This window comes from Kineosporia corallincola (assembly GCF_018499875.1).
GTDB classification, from domain to species: Bacteria; Actinomycetota; Actinomycetes; order Actinomycetales; family Kineosporiaceae; genus Kineosporia; species Kineosporia corallincola.
In genome coordinates this window covers 293,337-307,780 of sequence record NZ_JAHBAY010000001.1, presented here as the reverse complement: position 1 = coordinate 307,780, position 14,444 = coordinate 293,337, and the positions used below count along the sequence as shown (strand labels likewise).

At 69.2% G+C, this 14,444-nt stretch carries 13 protein-coding genes; 7 read left to right on the top strand and 6 right to left on the bottom strand.

The genetic code is table 11. The features are described 5' to 3' along the window. From KIH74_RS01400 to KIH74_RS01380, 5 genes are all read left to right on the top strand, one after another. Complete coding sequence (locus KIH74_RS01400) at positions 1-975, top strand: carbohydrate ABC transporter permease (RefSeq protein WP_214153590.1); 975 nt, start codon at positions 1-3, stop codon at positions 973-975. Further along, positions 972-1,802 carry a carbohydrate ABC transporter permease gene (locus KIH74_RS01395; protein WP_214153588.1) on the top strand — a complete coding sequence of 277 codons (831 nt, stop codon included), beginning with the start codon at positions 972-974 and terminating at the stop codon, positions 1,800-1,802. The genes KIH74_RS01400 and KIH74_RS01395 overlap by 4 nt, the downstream gene beginning before the upstream one ends. Positions 1,803-2,077: 275 nt before the next feature. Beyond that, positions 2,078-2,608 carry an NADPH-dependent FMN reductase gene (locus KIH74_RS01390; protein WP_214153586.1) on the top strand — a complete coding sequence of 177 codons (531 nt, stop codon included), beginning with the start codon at positions 2,078-2,080 and terminating at the stop codon, positions 2,606-2,608. Continuing rightward, complete coding sequence (locus KIH74_RS01385; protein ID WP_214153584.1) at positions 2,601-3,119, top strand: flavin reductase family protein; 519 nt, start codon at positions 2,601-2,603, stop codon at positions 3,117-3,119. The genes KIH74_RS01390 and KIH74_RS01385 overlap by 8 nt, the downstream gene beginning before the upstream one ends. 73 nt (positions 3,120-3,192) lie before the next feature. After that, positions 3,193-4,446, top strand: coding sequence for a hypothetical protein (locus KIH74_RS01380; RefSeq protein WP_214153583.1), 1,254 nt, complete (start codon positions 3,193-3,195; stop codon positions 4,444-4,446). A 72-nt stretch (positions 4,447-4,518) separates the two neighbouring features. Here KIH74_RS01380 and KIH74_RS01375 read toward each other — a convergent pair whose 3' ends face one another. Continuing rightward, the gene (locus KIH74_RS01375) at positions 4,519-6,132 is read right to left on the bottom strand and encodes an alpha/beta hydrolase (protein WP_214153581.1); all 1,614 of its coding nucleotides are present in this window, start codon (positions 6,130-6,132) and stop codon (positions 4,519-4,521) included. A gap of 147 nt (positions 6,133-6,279) precedes the next feature. On the opposite strand from KIH74_RS01375, the gene KIH74_RS01370 reads away from it, so the two are divergent. Both KIH74_RS01370 and KIH74_RS01365 read left to right on the top strand, forming a co-directional pair. Next, positions 6,280-7,806, top strand: a complete 1,527-nt coding sequence (locus KIH74_RS01370; protein ID WP_214153579.1) for an MFS transporter — start codon at positions 6,280-6,282, stop codon at positions 7,804-7,806. Next, on the top strand, positions 7,793-8,464 hold the full coding sequence (locus KIH74_RS01365) for a TetR/AcrR family transcriptional regulator (protein ID WP_214153574.1): 672 nt from the start codon (positions 7,793-7,795) through the stop codon (positions 8,462-8,464). Before KIH74_RS01370 ends, KIH74_RS01365 begins: the two co-directional genes overlap by 14 nt. A gap of 42 nt (positions 8,465-8,506) precedes the next feature. Here the strand turns inward: KIH74_RS01365 and KIH74_RS01360 are convergent, their stop codons facing one another. The 5 genes from KIH74_RS01360 to KIH74_RS01340 all read right to left on the bottom strand — a co-directional run bounded on the left by KIH74_RS01360 (position 8,507) and on the right by KIH74_RS01340 (position 14,399). Beyond that, on the bottom strand, positions 8,507-9,025 hold the full coding sequence (locus KIH74_RS01360) for a chemotaxis protein CheX (RefSeq protein ID WP_214153572.1): 519 nt from the start codon (positions 9,023-9,025) through the stop codon (positions 8,507-8,509). Continuing rightward, positions 9,022-9,846, bottom strand: coding sequence for a CheR family methyltransferase (locus KIH74_RS01355; protein WP_214153570.1), 825 nt, complete (start codon positions 9,844-9,846; stop codon positions 9,022-9,024). The genes KIH74_RS01360 and KIH74_RS01355 overlap by 4 nt, the downstream gene beginning before the upstream one ends. Positions 9,847-9,901: 55 nt before the next feature. After that, entirely contained in the window at positions 9,902-10,273 is a 372-nt protein-coding gene (locus tag KIH74_RS01350) for a response regulator (RefSeq protein ID WP_214153568.1), read from the bottom strand. A gap of 63 nt (positions 10,274-10,336) precedes the next feature. After that, positions 10,337-11,995, bottom strand: a complete 1,659-nt coding sequence (locus KIH74_RS01345) for a methyl-accepting chemotaxis protein (protein WP_214153566.1) — start codon at positions 11,993-11,995, stop codon at positions 10,337-10,339. Between the two features lie 232 nt (positions 11,996-12,227). After that, positions 12,228-14,399: an MMPL family transporter gene (locus KIH74_RS01340; RefSeq protein ID WP_214153565.1), complete on the bottom strand. Its 2,172-nt coding sequence runs from the start codon at positions 14,397-14,399 to the stop codon at positions 12,228-12,230. Positions 14,400-14,444: the final 45 nt, after the last annotated feature.

The window sequence follows — 14,444 nt, the reverse complement described above, 5'->3', positions numbered from 1 at the left end:
TTGACCGACCAGCTCGACACCCCCGTGGGCGCGGCCGGCACCCCGGCCGCGCCCACGGCGCCGGCCCGCCGCCGTCGCCGTCGCGAAACCGGACACGCCAGCGCACTTTCCGCCGTCCCCTGGCTGATCGTGCCGCTGCTCCTGATCGCCGGTGTGGTGGTGTACCCGGCGATCGCCCTGGTGCAGGCCTCGCTGTCGGACTACTCGATCACCGGGCTGCGCAAGGGCTCGGCCGGATTCGACAACTACACCAGCATCTTTCAGCACGACGACCTGTGGACCGTGCTGGCGAACACCGCGGTCTGGGTGGTCGTGGTGGTGGCGCTGACCATCCTGATCGGCCTGGCCCTGGCCCAGTTCATGGCCAAGGACTTCCGCGGCCGCACCCTGATGCGCTGGGCGATCATCATCCCCTGGGCCGCCTCGCTGGTGATCACCTCGCGGCTGTTCACCCTGATCCTCGACTACGAGCACGGCATCCTGAACCGCCTGCTGGTGAACCTGCACCTGCTCGGCGAGCCGATCGACTTCCTCGGCGACGACTCCTGGGTGATGCCCTCGATGATCGGCGTCGGGGTGTTCGTCTCGCTGCCGTTCACCGCGTACGTGCTGCTCGCCGGGCTGAACGCGATCCCCGGCGACATCGTCGAGGCGGCCCGGGTGGACGGCGCCTCGCCGTGGAAGATCTACCGGCACATCACTCTTCCGCTGCTGCGTCCGGCCCTGCTGGTGGCCAGCGTGCTGAACCTGATCTACGTGTTCAACTCGTTCCCGGTGATCTACACCCTGAACGACCGCAATCCGGGCTTCAGCCACGACACCTCGATCACCTACTCCTACAAGCTGGCCTTCAAGGCGGCCGAGCGCAGCGTCGGAATGTCCGCCGCGATGGGTGTGGTCAACGTGCTGCTGATCCTCGTGGTGGTGCTGATCTACCTGCGGATCATCCGCTGGAGGGAGGTGACGCAGGCATGACCCTGACCAGAAGACTCCGGCCGTACTACCTTTCGCTGATCGGCCTGGCGATCACGCTGGTGTTCGTTTCGCCCTACGCGGTGATGCTGCTCGACGCGCTGCGGCCCAGCGGTGATGTGCTGGCCTCACCGCCCACGTTCCTCCCGCGCGAGTGGCAGTGGAACACCTTCGGCACCGTGCTGAGCGACGCCCGCTTCCTGAACTGGCTGCGCACCTCGCTGGTCGTGGCGGTCAGCTCGACCGCGATCGTGCTGGTGGCGGCGGTTCCGGCGGCCTACTTCACGGCCCGGTTCAGGTTTCCCGGGCGCACCGCGTTCCTGCTCGTCGTGCTGGTCACCCAGATGTTCTCGCCGACCTCGCTGGTGGTCGGGCTGTACCGGGAGTTCTTCGACCTCACGCTGGTCAACACCTACCTGTCGATCATCATCACGAACGCCGCCTTCAACCTGGCCTTCGCGATCTGGATCCTCCAGGGCTTCTTCTCGTCGATCCCCAGGGACGTCGAGGAGGCCGCGCACCTCGACGGCTGCGGCCGGGTGCGCACCCTCTGGCACGTGATGCTGCCCCTCACCCTGCCCGGCCTGGTGACCACGGTGATCTTCACCTTCATCGCGGCCTGGAACGAGTACGTGGTGGCGCTGACCCTGATGCAGGACGACGACAAGAAACCGCTGACCGTCGGCATCAACTCCTACGTCACGGGCTACCAGCAGCACTGGGACGAGCTTTTCGCCGCATCGCTGATCGCCGTCGTACCGGTCGTCGTGCTCTTCGCCCTGATCGAGAAGCACCTGGTGGGCGGTCTGACGGCGGGATCGGTCAAGTAGCCCGGCCCGGCCCGGAGGGGGCGAGGCCTACCTCACTGTTCCGGTCAAGAATCTTGACATGACGAAGGGTGACCTTAATATCGATTGAAGCAGCGTAAGACGTTGCAGCCGCCGGCGCCCCACAAAAAGGCGTCAGGTGAATGTTCCTGCATTGCAGGCACTTCTGGCTGCCCGTACAACGCCGTCGGGCATCCCCGTGCCGCAGGAGCTGACCATCTCGTCAGCGTTGCGCCCCTCACCGGGCGCGGCGCCCGGCTGCTGAAGGATGTGAAGCGGTGAAGATCGCCGTGGTCGTGGGCAACCCCAAGCCCGCCTCCCGAACCCTGCGTGTGGCGGAGTCCCTCGCCGGCGTGATCGAGAAGCTGGTGCCCGGTGAGCAGACCGAGTACCAGGTGATCGACCTGGCCGAGCACTCCTCCCGGCTGTTCGAGTGGCCCGAGCCGACCCTGGCCGCCCTGAACGACGCGGTGGCGGCCAGCGACGTCCTGGTGGTGGCCTCGCCCACCTACAAGGCCACCTACACCGGCCTGCTCAAGGCGTTCCTCGACCGCTACCCCAGCAACGGCCTGGCCGGCGTGGTGGCGGTGCCGGTGATGACCGGCGCGGCCGCCGACCACGCCATGGCCACCGAGGTCAACCTGCGTCCCCTGCTGGTCGAGCTGGGCGCCACGGTGCCGAGCCGGGGGCTCTACCTGGTGATGAACCGGATCGCCGAGCTGGACCAGATCACCGCCGACTGGGGCCAGGCGAACGCCGCCACCCTGGTGCCCGCGATCACCGGCCGGCTGGAGGCCCCCCGTGACTGACGAGTTCGACAGCATCGACGCCGCCCGTTTCCGCAAGGTGATCGGCGGCTTCGCCTCCGGCATCACCGTGGTCACGGCCCTCGACGACGATGAGCCGGTCGGCATGACCTGCCAGTCGTTCTTCAGCCTCTCCCTCGACCCGCCGCTGATCGCCTTCTCACCGTCGCTGACCTCCACCACCTACCCGCGTATCCGCCGGGCCCGGGCGTTCACCGTGAACATCCTCGAAGCCGGCCAGCAGGACCTGTGCAACCAGTTCGCCCGCAGCGGCTCGGACAAGTGGCGTGGGGTGCGCTGGGAGACCGGCACGACCGGTGCCCCGCGCCTGGAGGGGGTGCTGGCCACCATCGACTGCGAACTTGAGAACGAATTCGTGACCGGTGACCATTACCTCACCGTCGGCCGGGTGCGGTCGCTGCACGCCACGCCGGGTCTGCACCCCCTGCTCTACTTCAACGGAACCTACCGGCATCTGCACCCGCATCAGGCCCAGCAGGCCCGTAGCGCGTAGTTCGCCCCGTTCCGGCCCCGCCCGGATCGCGTCCCCACTGACGGAAGGTGCCCCGGTCAGGCAGACTGCCTGCATGGAAGAGGACGACGACGAGCTGACCATCCTGGTGGGCGCCGCGGACGGTTCGTCCGCGCTGGAGCGCGACGGCATGCTCCGCCGGCTCGAAGAAGCGGTCACGCTGGCCATCGCCGAGTGCACCAACGAGGGCTACCTGACCAACGGCAGCACCGGCGACGTCGACATCAGCCTGACCGTCGCGGCGCCGGGCCTGGCTTCCCCCGAGGTGCTCAGCCTGGTGGGAGACAGCGTCGCGGCGCTGGTCAACGACCCCGCCAACCCGGGCTGGGGACCGTTCTCGGTGAGCGTCACCGGTGAGTCGGCAGACGAGATCGACGGGCTCGACGACTTCGGCCCCGACCTCCAGGTGCTGGACGACTTCGACGGCCTGACCCTGGACGGCGACGACACCGACGACGACACCGACGAGGACGAGTTCGGCGAGGAGGGCTCGGTCGTCATCGTCACCGAGGCCGACGGCCTGGTCCTCACCGGCATCGCCACCAGCCGCAACACCGAGGCGACCCGCGCGCAGCTGCTGCACAGCGCGGAGCTGCTCACCGGTGTCGACCCGGCGCTGCTGACCGCGCTCGACGTGCACGCCGACGACGAGGAGGAGCGGGAGGAGGCGCTGGCCCAGGCCCGGTTCCTGGCCGGGGCGCTGTTCCAGGCCTCGGTGGCGGCGGTCGACCAGCTGTTCATCGATCTGGACACGCTGACCCGCGACGGCACCACCGAGACCGTGGCCGACGCCCCGGACGACGTGTTCTTCGTGCTCGGCGGCCTGCCGGTGCGTTACGCCGACCGCTACGACGCACTGTTCGCCCAGCGGCTGATCATCGCCATGGCCGACGTCACCCGCCGGCTCACGGCCGGCTGGGAGCCGCTGGCCTGCGTGGCCCAGGAGCTGGCCCTGCGGCTGATCCTCGACACCGCCGAGGTGCAGCTCGACCTGGCCGACGTCGGGCTGGAGCCGGGCTGGCGGGAGGCGGTCGAGGAGCACCTGTTCGAAGACCCCGATCACGAGATCCTGTTCGACCCGCAGACCCCGGACGACGCGGACGACGAGGAACTGCGGGTCGGCCCGGACTCCGCACCGATGGGCTTCGACTACTGGTTCACCCCGTTCAACGCCGACCGGCACCTGCCGCCCTACCTGGTGCAGACCGAAGACGTGCTGGACGACGACGAGGACCTGGACGACGAGGAACCCGAGGACGACGGGGACGACGAAGACGTCGAGGGCCGCCAGGAGCACCAGCAGCACTGAGCCGGCGCACCACTACGCGAAGCGGCCCGGTCCCCTCGGGGACCGGGCCGCCTCGTTGCTGAATGCCGTTGCTCAGGCCGATTTTCCGGAGCTCGACGCCCCGGCCGGAACCGGCTGGGGCACCGGGTCGCACTTCTTGTCCGACGCGTTGCCCTTCGCCCGGCTCGGCAGTGTGCCGTCGGTGAGGTAGTCGGCGATGGCGTCGTCGGTGCAGCTGACGCCGTTCAGCGAGCCGGAGTGGGTGGTGCCCCCGACGCCCTCGATCAGCACCGACTTCGGGAAGCGCTTGCGCACCTCGAGCGCCCCCGCGTAGGGGGTGGCCGCGTCGTGGGTCTCGGCGATCAGCAGGATCGCCGGCGCCTTCGAGCCGTCCACCTTCACCGGCTTGCCCACCTCACCGTCCCAGTACAGGCACGGCGCGTTGAACCAGGCGTTGGCCCAGGTCTCGAACGGCGCCTTCTGGTGCACGGCGGCGTTGTCCTTCTTCCACTTCGCCCAGCTCGTCGGCCACTGCACGTCGGTGCACTGGGTGGCCAGGTACATCGCGTAGCCGTTGTCCTCGCCCGGGCCCTGCGGCTGCGAGTCGTCGTACATCGCCTTCAGCGTCTTCCAGTCGCCGTCGTGCACCCAGCCGGCGAAGGCGTCGGCGACGTCCTCCCAGCCGAACACGTAGTACCCGGCGGACAGGAAGATGTCGGTCCACTCGTCGCCGCCGATCTTGCCCCCGGCGGCCTTCTTGTCGAGGGCCTTCAGCTGCTTGTAGTACTCCTTCTCCACCGCGGCCTCGGTCTTGCCGAGCCGGTAGACCGAGTTGTACTTGGCCACCCAGGCGAAGAACGTGTCCATGTTCTTGTCGAACGCGACGTCCTGGTTCAGGTTCGCGTCGTACCAGACGTCACGCGGGTCGACGACGCCGTCGAGCACCATGCGGCGCACCCGGCCCGGGTACATCGTGCTGTAGACCTGGCCCAGGTAGGTGCCGTACGAGAAGCCGTAGAAGTTGATCTTCTTCTTGCCCAGCGCCTTCCGCAGGACGTCCATGTCCTTGACGGTGTCGGTGGTCTTCACGTTGTCGAGCAGCGCGCCGCCGGCCTTCTCGCACTTGGCCGCGTAGGTCTTGGCCCGCTTCAGCCAGGTCTTCTCGTCCTTGGCGGTGCCCGGCACGTACTTCGGCCGGTCGTAGGAGAAGTACGAGCCGTCGCAGGTGAGGGAGGGCTTGCTGGAGCCCACGCCGCGCGGGTCGAAACCGATCCAGTCGTAGGCGTCCCCGGCGCCGTCCGGCACGTACTGGCCGAGCGACGACAGACTCAGGCCGGAACCGCCCGGGCCGCCCGGGTTCACCAGCATGACGCCCTGGTACTTCGCCTTCTTCACGGTGTGCTTGACCCGCGAGACGGCGAGCTTGATCGTCTTGCCCTGGGGCTTGTCGTAGTCGAGGGGCACGGTCAGGAAGCCGCACTGGGCCCCCAGCGACTTCAGGCCGGCGTCATCACACTTGCCCCACTTGATCGCCGTGGGCGTGTAGGAGACCTGGGCGGTGGACGCCGCGGTGGTCACCACCGTGGCCCGGTTCGCCTGGTTCGCCTGGTCGCCGGAACCGATGGCCCGGGCCACCGAGCCGGAGACCGCGGTGGTGGCCACCAGGGCGGCGGAAACCGCCGCCACCATGTACTTCTTCTTCACCATTCGCCCTCTTGATCACCCTATGGACCGCCTATGAACACTTTGGTAACCCGCCCGAGTGTTCCGTCGTCATGTCCGATTGGCAATAGAAGGTGCTATAGCCTGGGCGGAGCGGAATCACAGTTCCGTTTCGCACAGACAAGGAGCCCCATGCGGTCCGCCGCTGCACCACCGTCCCCCGTCCGCCGCACCTCCCCCTCGGTCACCTTCGCCGTCCTCACGCTGGGCGTCGCGGCCTTCACCCTCCTCCAGTCGCTCGTCATCCCGGTGATGACGACCATCCAGCACGACCTGGGCACCAGCCAGAGCGGCGTCACCTGGGTGCTGACCGCCTATCTGCTGTCCGCCTCGGTGGCCACCCCGATCCTCGGCCGGCTCGGCGACCTGGCCGGCAAGGAAAGGGTTTTCGTCGCCACGCTGATCGCCCTGGCGGTCGGCTCCCTGCTCTCCGCCCTGGCCCCGAACCTGGCCGTGATGATCGTCGCCCGGGTGATCCAGGGCCTCGGCGGCGGCGTACTGCCGCTGGCCTTCGGCATCATCCGCGACGAGTACCCGGCGCACCGGGTCACCGGCGCCGTCGGCAGCCTGGCCTCGCTCAGCGCGGTCGGTGGCGGCCTGGGACTGGTGCTGGCCGGCCCGATCGTCGACGTGCTCTCGTACCGCTGGCTGTTCTGGATCCCGATGGTCATGACCGCGGGCGCCGCGGTGGCCGCCCACCTGCTGGTGCCCGCCTCACCGGTCCGTTCCCCCGGCAAGATCTCCTGGCCGCCGGCCCTGCTGCTGTCGGCCTGGCTGGTCTGCCTGCTGCTCGCCCTCAGCCAGGCCTCGTCGTGGGGCTGGGGATCGGTACCGGTGATCGGCCTGATCGTCGCCGCCCTGGTGCTGGCCGGGCTCTGGATACTGGCCGAAACTCGCGCCGCCACACCGCTGATCGACATGCGGATGATGCGACGGCGCCCGGTCTGGACCGCGAACCTGGTGGCCCTGCTGCTCGGCGTGGCCATGTACGCGGTGTTCGGCTTCCTGCCCCAGCTGCTCCAGACGCCGGTCGAGGCGGGGTACGGGTTCGGCGCCGGGATCACCGTCTCCGGGCTGATGATGGCCCCGCAGTGCATCGTGCAGCTGCCCACCGGCATCCTGTCGGGCAACCTGTCGGCGCGCTACGGCGGCAAGTGGTTCACCGTGGCCGGCTGCGCCGTCACCATGCTGTCGATGCTGATGTTCGCCTTCGCACACGACACCACCTGGCAGATCCTGATCGGTTGCGCGCTCTTCGGTTTCGGCATGGGCTGGGTGTTCTCGGCGATGTCCGGGCTGATCGTGCAGGGCGTGCCACAGGAGCAGACCGGCGTGGCCAGCGGCATGAACGCCAACATCCGCACCATCGGCGGGGCGATCGGCTCGGCCGTGATGGCGAGCGTGGTCACCGCCCACGCCGGGCCCACCGGATTCCCCGAGGAGTCGGGCTACACGGTCGGTTTCGCGATGCTCACCGGCGCCCTGGTGCTGGCCACGCTGGCCGGCCTGCTGATCCCCGACCTGAAACCCGGGGTGCGGTCCGTGACCACCGTGCGCACCACGTCCACCATCGGGCCCGTGGACACCGGGAAACCGGTGGCGACCCCGGAACTCGCCCTGGTGCCGGGCGGTACGCTCGTGGGTGATGAACGGGATTGACGGCCCGGCCGAGGTGAGCGCCGTGGGAACCATCGCGCGTCCGATGCGTAAAGACGCGTTGCGCAACCAGGAGGCCGTGCTCACCGCGGCCCGTGAGGTGATCTCCGAGTCCGGCGTCGAGGCCAGCATGGAGCAGATCGCCACTCGGGCCGGGGTCGGCGTCGGCACCCTCTACCGGCACTACCCGAACAAACAGGCCCTGGTCGACGAGCTGGTCCGGATCATCCTGGACGAGCTGATCAGCACCGCCCGGGCCGGGCTGGAAGACGAGCTCGGCCACGGGCTGGAGACGTTCCTGCGGGCGTTCGGCCGGTCGCTGGCCCGGCACCACGGCTACTCGGCCCAGCTGTTCAGCCCGGGCAACGAGGAGCACCAGCAACAGCTGAACGCGCTGATCGGGCAACTGCATTCGCAGGCCGGCCAGCACGGGCGGATCTCGCCCGGGGTCGCGCTGGGCGACGTGCGGGCGCTGATGTGGGCGCTGCGCGGCATCGTCGCGGTGACCGGGCGCAACGCCCCCGACGCCTGGCAGCGGCACCTCGACCTGCACCTGGCCGCCCTGCGCGCCGACCCGCTGCCGAGCAGCCGCCCGGCGGTCAGCGACGACCAGCTGCTGCGCATCGCCGCCGCGCAACGCGACCGGCGCCCGCCCCGATGACGAACGGCCGGTCCCCCGAATCCGGGTGACCGGCCGAACTTCTCAGGCCTGCATCTGGGCCTCGTGCTGGGCCGAACCGTGCGGCCAGCGGGTCTGCGGATCGGCCGAGTGCAGCGGCATCACCACGAGTTCCACCACGTTGCCGAGCAGGCTCGCCCCGGCCCGGATCGCGTCCGGCGGGTCGCCCTCGTGCTCGAACGCCAGCTGCGGGGCGGGCAGCGAGAGCTGACCGTTGTGGCACAGCAGCGATTTCACGTTGCCCGCCGCGATGTTGCCGAGTTCGGCGATCACGTCGAGCATGTCGTCCGGCGCCGGCTCGGCCACACCGAGCAGGGTCGCCGCCAGCGTGGTGATCAGGTTGCCCTCGGCCCGCACGTCGACACCCAGGAAGCTGCCGTCGGTCGGGTCCTGGATCACCAGCCGGGACACCGCCAGCCCGGCGGCCGCGGGCAGCGGCTCGCCGGTCGGCTCGGCCTGCTCGCCCAGCACCGAGGCGATCATCTCGACGAGCAGCACCTCCAGATCGGGCTGGGCCGCCGCGAGTTCCTCGGTATCGATCATGCGCCACCTCCCAGGTGCTGGAACACGGTCGCGCGATCGATGTCCAGACGCTTCCAGTTCGGCCCCAGCGACGGTGCCGTCTCGGCGCCGCCGAGCACCAGGTAACCGCCCGGCCGCAGATGCGTCCGGCAGTTCTCGATGACCTTCTTCTTGGTCGGCGGGTCGAAGTAGATCAGCACGTTGCGCAGGAACACGATGTCGCACTGCGGGTGACCGACCGCGGGCTGGGCCAGGTTGCCCCACTTGAACTTCGCCAGGTCGCGGACCTCCTTCTTCAGCACCCAGTCCCGGCCGACCTGGTCGAAGTACTTGACCAGATAGGGAACCCGCAGCCCGCGGTTGATCTCCAGCTGGGAGTACTTGCCCGCGTTCGCCCGGTCGACCATCTTGTGCGAGATGTCGGTGCCGACCACCTGGGCGGTGAAACCCGGGTTCCTGGGCAGCCAGTCGAGCAGCAGCATGGCCAGCGAGTAGCCTTCCTGCCCGGACGAGCAGGCGGCCGACCAGACCGTGATCTTCTTCGTCACCGAGGACTTCGCCACGTCGGGGAGCAGCTGCTTCGAGAACACGTCGAACGGGACCGTGTCACGGAACCACAGCGTCTCGTTCGTGGTCAGTGCGTCGATGACCGAGTCGATCAGCTTCTGGTCCCCCCGACGCAGCCGACCGACGAACGCGCTGAGGTCACTCTCCCCGCTGGTCCGCATGAGCGGCACCAGACGGGACTCCACCAGGTACTCCTTGCCAGGTTGCAGATCGATCGAGCTGCGCTGGCGTACCAGGTCGGCCACGAAGGAAAAGTCCGTGGTCGCGATACTCATCGGGGGGATCTCCCTTCACCCACTGCTCGGCCCGGAACGGGCCTTGATTCGACAGTCACCGCTCGATCAGCCCCAGCATCTCCAGCTTCTCGGCGATGACCTCGTCGGTGAACGGCTTGATCACGTACTCGTGGGCACCGGCGGCGAGCGCGCGGACGATGTTCGCCTGCTCGCTCTCGGTGGTGACCATCATCAGGACGACGTCCCGGTACTCCGGGTTCTGCCGGCACTTCTTGATGAAGGTCAGACCGTCCATGACCGGCATGTTCCAGTCCACCAGGGCGACCTCCGGACGGGCTCCGGCATCCAGGGCCGCGAGCGCCTCGGCTCCGTCGCCGGCCTGAACCACATCGAAGTTCAGACTGGTGAGGAGCTTTGTCAGGATGGTGCGCATCACCCGCGAGTCGTCGACGACTAGTGCCTGCATGATCCGCCTATCTCTTGTGCTGGTCGGTTGTCAGCTGGTCGTTTTTCGGTGTGTTGCAGGGATTTACAGCCGGAAACGGGACACCAGCTGACGTAGCTCGGCAGAGAGCCCGGACAGTTCCCCGGCAGCCTGCTCGGCCTGGGAGATGCTGTCGCTGGACGCCTGGGCCGCGTTCGCCACCGAATCCACGCTGGAGGCGATGCTGGCCGAGCCTCCCGCCGCCTCGGCGATGCTGCGGGAGATCTCCGAGGTGGTGGCGGTCTGTTCCTCGACCGCCGAGGCGATCGTGGTCTGGTAGGAGTTGACGTCCTCGATCGTCTGCGAGATGCGGGCGATCGCGTCGACGGCCTCCTGGGTGTCCGCCTGGATGGCCTCCACCCGCTTCGAGATGTCCTCGGTGGCACGGGCGGTCTCCTGGGCGAGTTGCTTGACCTCCTCGGCGACCACCGCGAAGCCCTTGCCGGCCTCACCGGCCCGGGCCGCCTCGATGGTCGCGTTCAGGGCCAGCAGGTTGGTCTGCTCGGCGATCGAGGTGATCGCCTTGACCACGTTGCCGATCTCGATGCTGGAGTCGCCCAGCTTGGCCACCGTGGCGCGGGCGGTGACCGCCTCGTTCACGGCGCTGGAGGCCACCCGGACCGCCTCGGACGAGGAGTTGGCGATCTCCCGGATGCTGGCCGACATCTCCTCGGTGCCGGCCGCGACGGTCTGCACGTTGCCCGACACCTCGGTGGCGGTGCCGGCCAGGTTGTTGGCCTGGTTGGAGGTGGCGTCGGCGCTGGAGGAGATCTGGGCGGAGATCGAGCTGAGGTTGCGGGCCGAGTCGGACAGCGTGCCGGAGGTGCCGCTGATCTGGACCATGGCCTGGCGCAGCGAGACGGTGGCGTCGTTCAGCGCGCTTGCCATGTCACCGATCTCGTCGCGGCTGTGCACGTCGGTGCTGCGGGTCAGGTCGCCCTCGGCCAGCGCGTGCAGCGACTCCTGGAGGCGCCGGACCGGGCCGGAGACCAGCCGGGAGATGCCCAGCCCGCCGCCGACCAGCAGCACCGCGCCGACCAGGGTGAACAGCCAGATCCGGATCGAGGCGCTCTTCGCGTCCGAGGCGGCCTGCTTGACCTGCGCGGCCATTGCCGCGTCCAGGGCGTCGGTGACCGTCGCGATCTCGTCCCGCACACTGTTCGCCACCGGGTCGAAGTCAGCGGTCACCTGAGCCATGTAGGCCGCCAGCTGGGTGGCGGTCAGGTCGAGCTTCGAGGCGGTCGGCAGCAGGTCGTCCTGCCAGATCTGCCAGGACTGCTCGGTGGCCGGGATCAGCTTGTCGGCCAGCGTGGTCTGCACCGCGGCCGGGAGCTCCATCTGCTGGAGCTCTTTCATCGTGTTCAGCGCATCGTCGTAGTTCTCCTTGGCGCTGGCGATGCCGGAGTCCCGGCTGTCCGCGTCCTGGGCCAGCGCGACGGTGTAGATGTACCGCCGGAACCCGCTGTAGTTGGCCCGGGCCTTGAGGATCGACTGGCTCTCCTCGGCGGTGACGTTGGCGATCTTCTCACTGGTGCTCTGCACGTTGTTCACGGCCAGCTGCCCGGTGATGCCGACCAGGGCGGTCAGCACCACCGCCAGGCCCGCGAGGGTCAAGATCTTGACACCGATCCGCAGATCGGTGAGGAACCGGACGGGAGAGAAGCGGCCGGTGCTCGTCGACATCGTGTCGCTGGCGGCAGTCATGGAGCGGTCCTGAGGCCTTCCGGTTCGGGCACTGGCGGGATCCCACCCGTCGCGCCCTGCGGCCCAACGGATCGTCTCGTCCCCATCGGCAGCGCAGCCGGAATCCTGAAACACTCACCGTGTCCATCGGTAACGGATCCGTCACCGGCTCACCCGCCCGGACCGGCCCACGCACGAGGCCCCCGGACACCGAGCGCGTCCGGGGGCCTGCGGGATCGGGCCGTTCGGGTGGTCAGACCGTGCTGGGCTGCCGCTCCTGGAGTTTCTTCTCCAGGCCCTCACCCTCCACGTCCAGGCGCGGGAGCACCCGGTCCAGCCAGCGCGGGATCCACCAGGCCGAGCGGCCGAGCAGGGCCAGGACCGCCGGCACGAAGATCATTCGCACCACGAAGGCGTCGACGAACACCCCGACGGTCAGGGCCAGGGCGATCGGCTTGATGTTGGCGTCGCCCTCCGGCACGAACGAGGCGAACACCGAGACCATGATCAGCGCGGCGGCCGTGACCACCCGGGAGCCACTGGCGTAGCCGGTGTGCAGGGCCTTGCGGGCGTCACCGCCGTTGTGCACGAACTCCTCGCGGATCCGGGCCACCAGGAACACCTCGTAGTCCATCGCCAGGCCGAACAGCACGCCCATCAGGATGATCGGCATGAAGCTGATCACCGGGCCGACCCGCTGCACACCGAGCAGGTCGGACAGCCAGCCCCACTCGAACACGGCGGTGACGGCCCCGAACGAGGCGCCGACCGAGAGCAGGTAGCCCAGGGCCGCCTTGACCGGCACGGCGACCGACCGGAACACGGCGCCGAGCAGGATCAGCGAGAGCCCGACCACGAGGACGCCGAAGGGCAGCAGGGCGCCGGACAGCCGGTCGGAGATGTCGATGGCCAGCGCGGTCTGGCCGGTGACCCCGACCTGCACGCCGTACTTCTTCTCCAGGGCCGGTGCACTGTCCCGGATCTCGTTGACCAGGTCGGCGGTGGCCTCGGAGGAGGCGCTGCCGGTCGGGATCAGCGCGACCACGGCCATGTCACCGTCGGAGTTGACGGCCGCGGAGCTGACCCCGGCCACGTGGTCCAGGCCGCCGAGCTCGGTGGCCAGCTGCCCGAGCAGGGTCTGCGGGTCGGTGCCGGCCGGTAGTTCCGCGGTGACCAGCAGCGGGGCGTTGGCACCCGGGCCGAAGTGGTCGGCCACCAGGTCGAAGGCCTTGCGCTGGGTGGTGTCCGAGGCGGCGGTGCCGTTGTCGGTCAGGGCCAGCCGCAAGTCCTTGGCCGGGATCGCCAGGGCGCCGACGCCGACCACGACGATCAGGACGGTCACCACCGGCCAGCGCACCACGGCGCGCAGCCAGCCGTTGGCGAAGCGGTGACGTTCGGTGTCACCGGTGCTCTTCGGCGTCAGCCGGGCGCCGAGGAACCCGAGCAGGGCGGGCAGCAGAGTGAGCGCGACCAGCACGGCGACCAGCACGGCCCCGGCCGCGGCCACCCCCATCACGGTGAGGAACGGAATGCGGGCCACGGCCAGGCCGATCAGGGCGATCATCACGGTCAGGCCGGCGAACACCACGGCCGAGCCGGCCTTGGCCACGGCGCGGGCCGCCGACTCCTCCGGGTCGAGGCCGTCACGCAGTTGGTCGCGGTGGCGCGACACGATCAGCAGGGCGTAGTCGATGCCGACGGCCAGGCCGATCATCAGCGCCAGCAGTGGCACCGTGCTGGACACGTCGACCAGCGGGGTGACGGTGAAGATCGCGGCCATCGCGACACCGACGCCGAGCAGCGCGGTGAGCAGGGGCAGCCCGGCGGCGAGGAACGAGCCGAACGTGATGATCAGGATGACCAGGGCGATGACCACCCCGATCCCCTCGGTCGGGCTCACCGAGGGCAGCGACACCTGGAACACCTCGCCACCGAACTCGACGGTGGCACCGGCGTCCTCGATCGGCTGGGCGGCGGCCTCGATGCCGTCGCGGATGGCGTCCTCGTGGTCGCGCCAGTCGCTCTCCACCTGCACGGTGCCGAGCGCGACCTGACCGTCCTGCGACAGCGCCCCCTGTACCTGCTCGTTGTACGGGTCGACGACCGCGGTGACGCCGTCCACCTTCGCGATCGCGGCCAGCGAGGTCTGCACGGCCGTCTTCATCTCGGTGCTGGTGATCGCGGTGCCCTCGGGGGCGACCACGACCACCTGCGCCTGACCGCCGCTCAGCTCGGGGAAGCGGTCGCCGAGCTGGTCGAGGGCGTCCTGCGACGCGGTACCGGGAATCCGGAAGACATTGGTGGTGCCGGTGCCGAGCGTCGTCGCCCCGACGGCGAGTGCGACCAGGATCAGCACCCAGAGGGCGGCGACCCAGCGCCGGCCCCGATAGGCGCGCCGACCCAGCGCGTACAGCAACGTGGACATGGGTTTCTCCGATCGCCGCCCCGGGCAGAGGGCAGCTGAACAGGT

Bases quoted from the DNA above. Each gene is read 5' to 3' on its own strand.
- KIH74_RS01395 (WP_214153588.1), top strand. From the start codon at position 972: ATGACCCTGACCAGAAGACTCCGGCCGTACTACCTTTCGCTGATCGGC.
- KIH74_RS01380 (WP_214153583.1), top strand. From the start codon at position 3,193: ATGGAAGAGGACGACGACGAGCTGACCATCCTGGTGGGCGCCGCGGAC.
- KIH74_RS01375 (WP_214153581.1), bottom strand. From the start codon at position 6,132: ATGGTGAAGAAGAAGTACATGGTGGCGGCGGTTTCCGCCGCCCTGGTG.
- KIH74_RS01370 (WP_214153579.1), top strand. From the start codon at position 6,280: ATGCGGTCCGCCGCTGCACCACCGTCCCCCGTCCGCCGCACCTCCCCC.
- KIH74_RS01365 (WP_214153574.1), top strand. From the start codon at position 7,793: ATGAACGGGATTGACGGCCCGGCCGAGGTGAGCGCCGTGGGAACCATC.
- KIH74_RS01360 (WP_214153572.1), bottom strand. From the start codon at position 9,025: ATGATCGATACCGAGGAACTCGCGGCGGCCCAGCCCGATCTGGAGGTG.
- KIH74_RS01355 (WP_214153570.1), bottom strand. From the start codon at position 9,846: ATGAGTATCGCGACCACGGACTTTTCCTTCGTGGCCGACCTGGTACGC.
- KIH74_RS01350 (WP_214153568.1), bottom strand. From the start codon at position 10,273: ATGCAGGCACTAGTCGTCGACGACTCGCGGGTGATGCGCACCATCCTG.
- KIH74_RS01345 (WP_214153566.1), bottom strand. From the start codon at position 11,995: ATGACTGCCGCCAGCGACACGATGTCGACGAGCACCGGCCGCTTCTCT.
- KIH74_RS01340 (WP_214153565.1), bottom strand. From the start codon at position 14,399: ATGTCCACGTTGCTGTACGCGCTGGGTCGGCGCGCCTATCGGGGCCGG.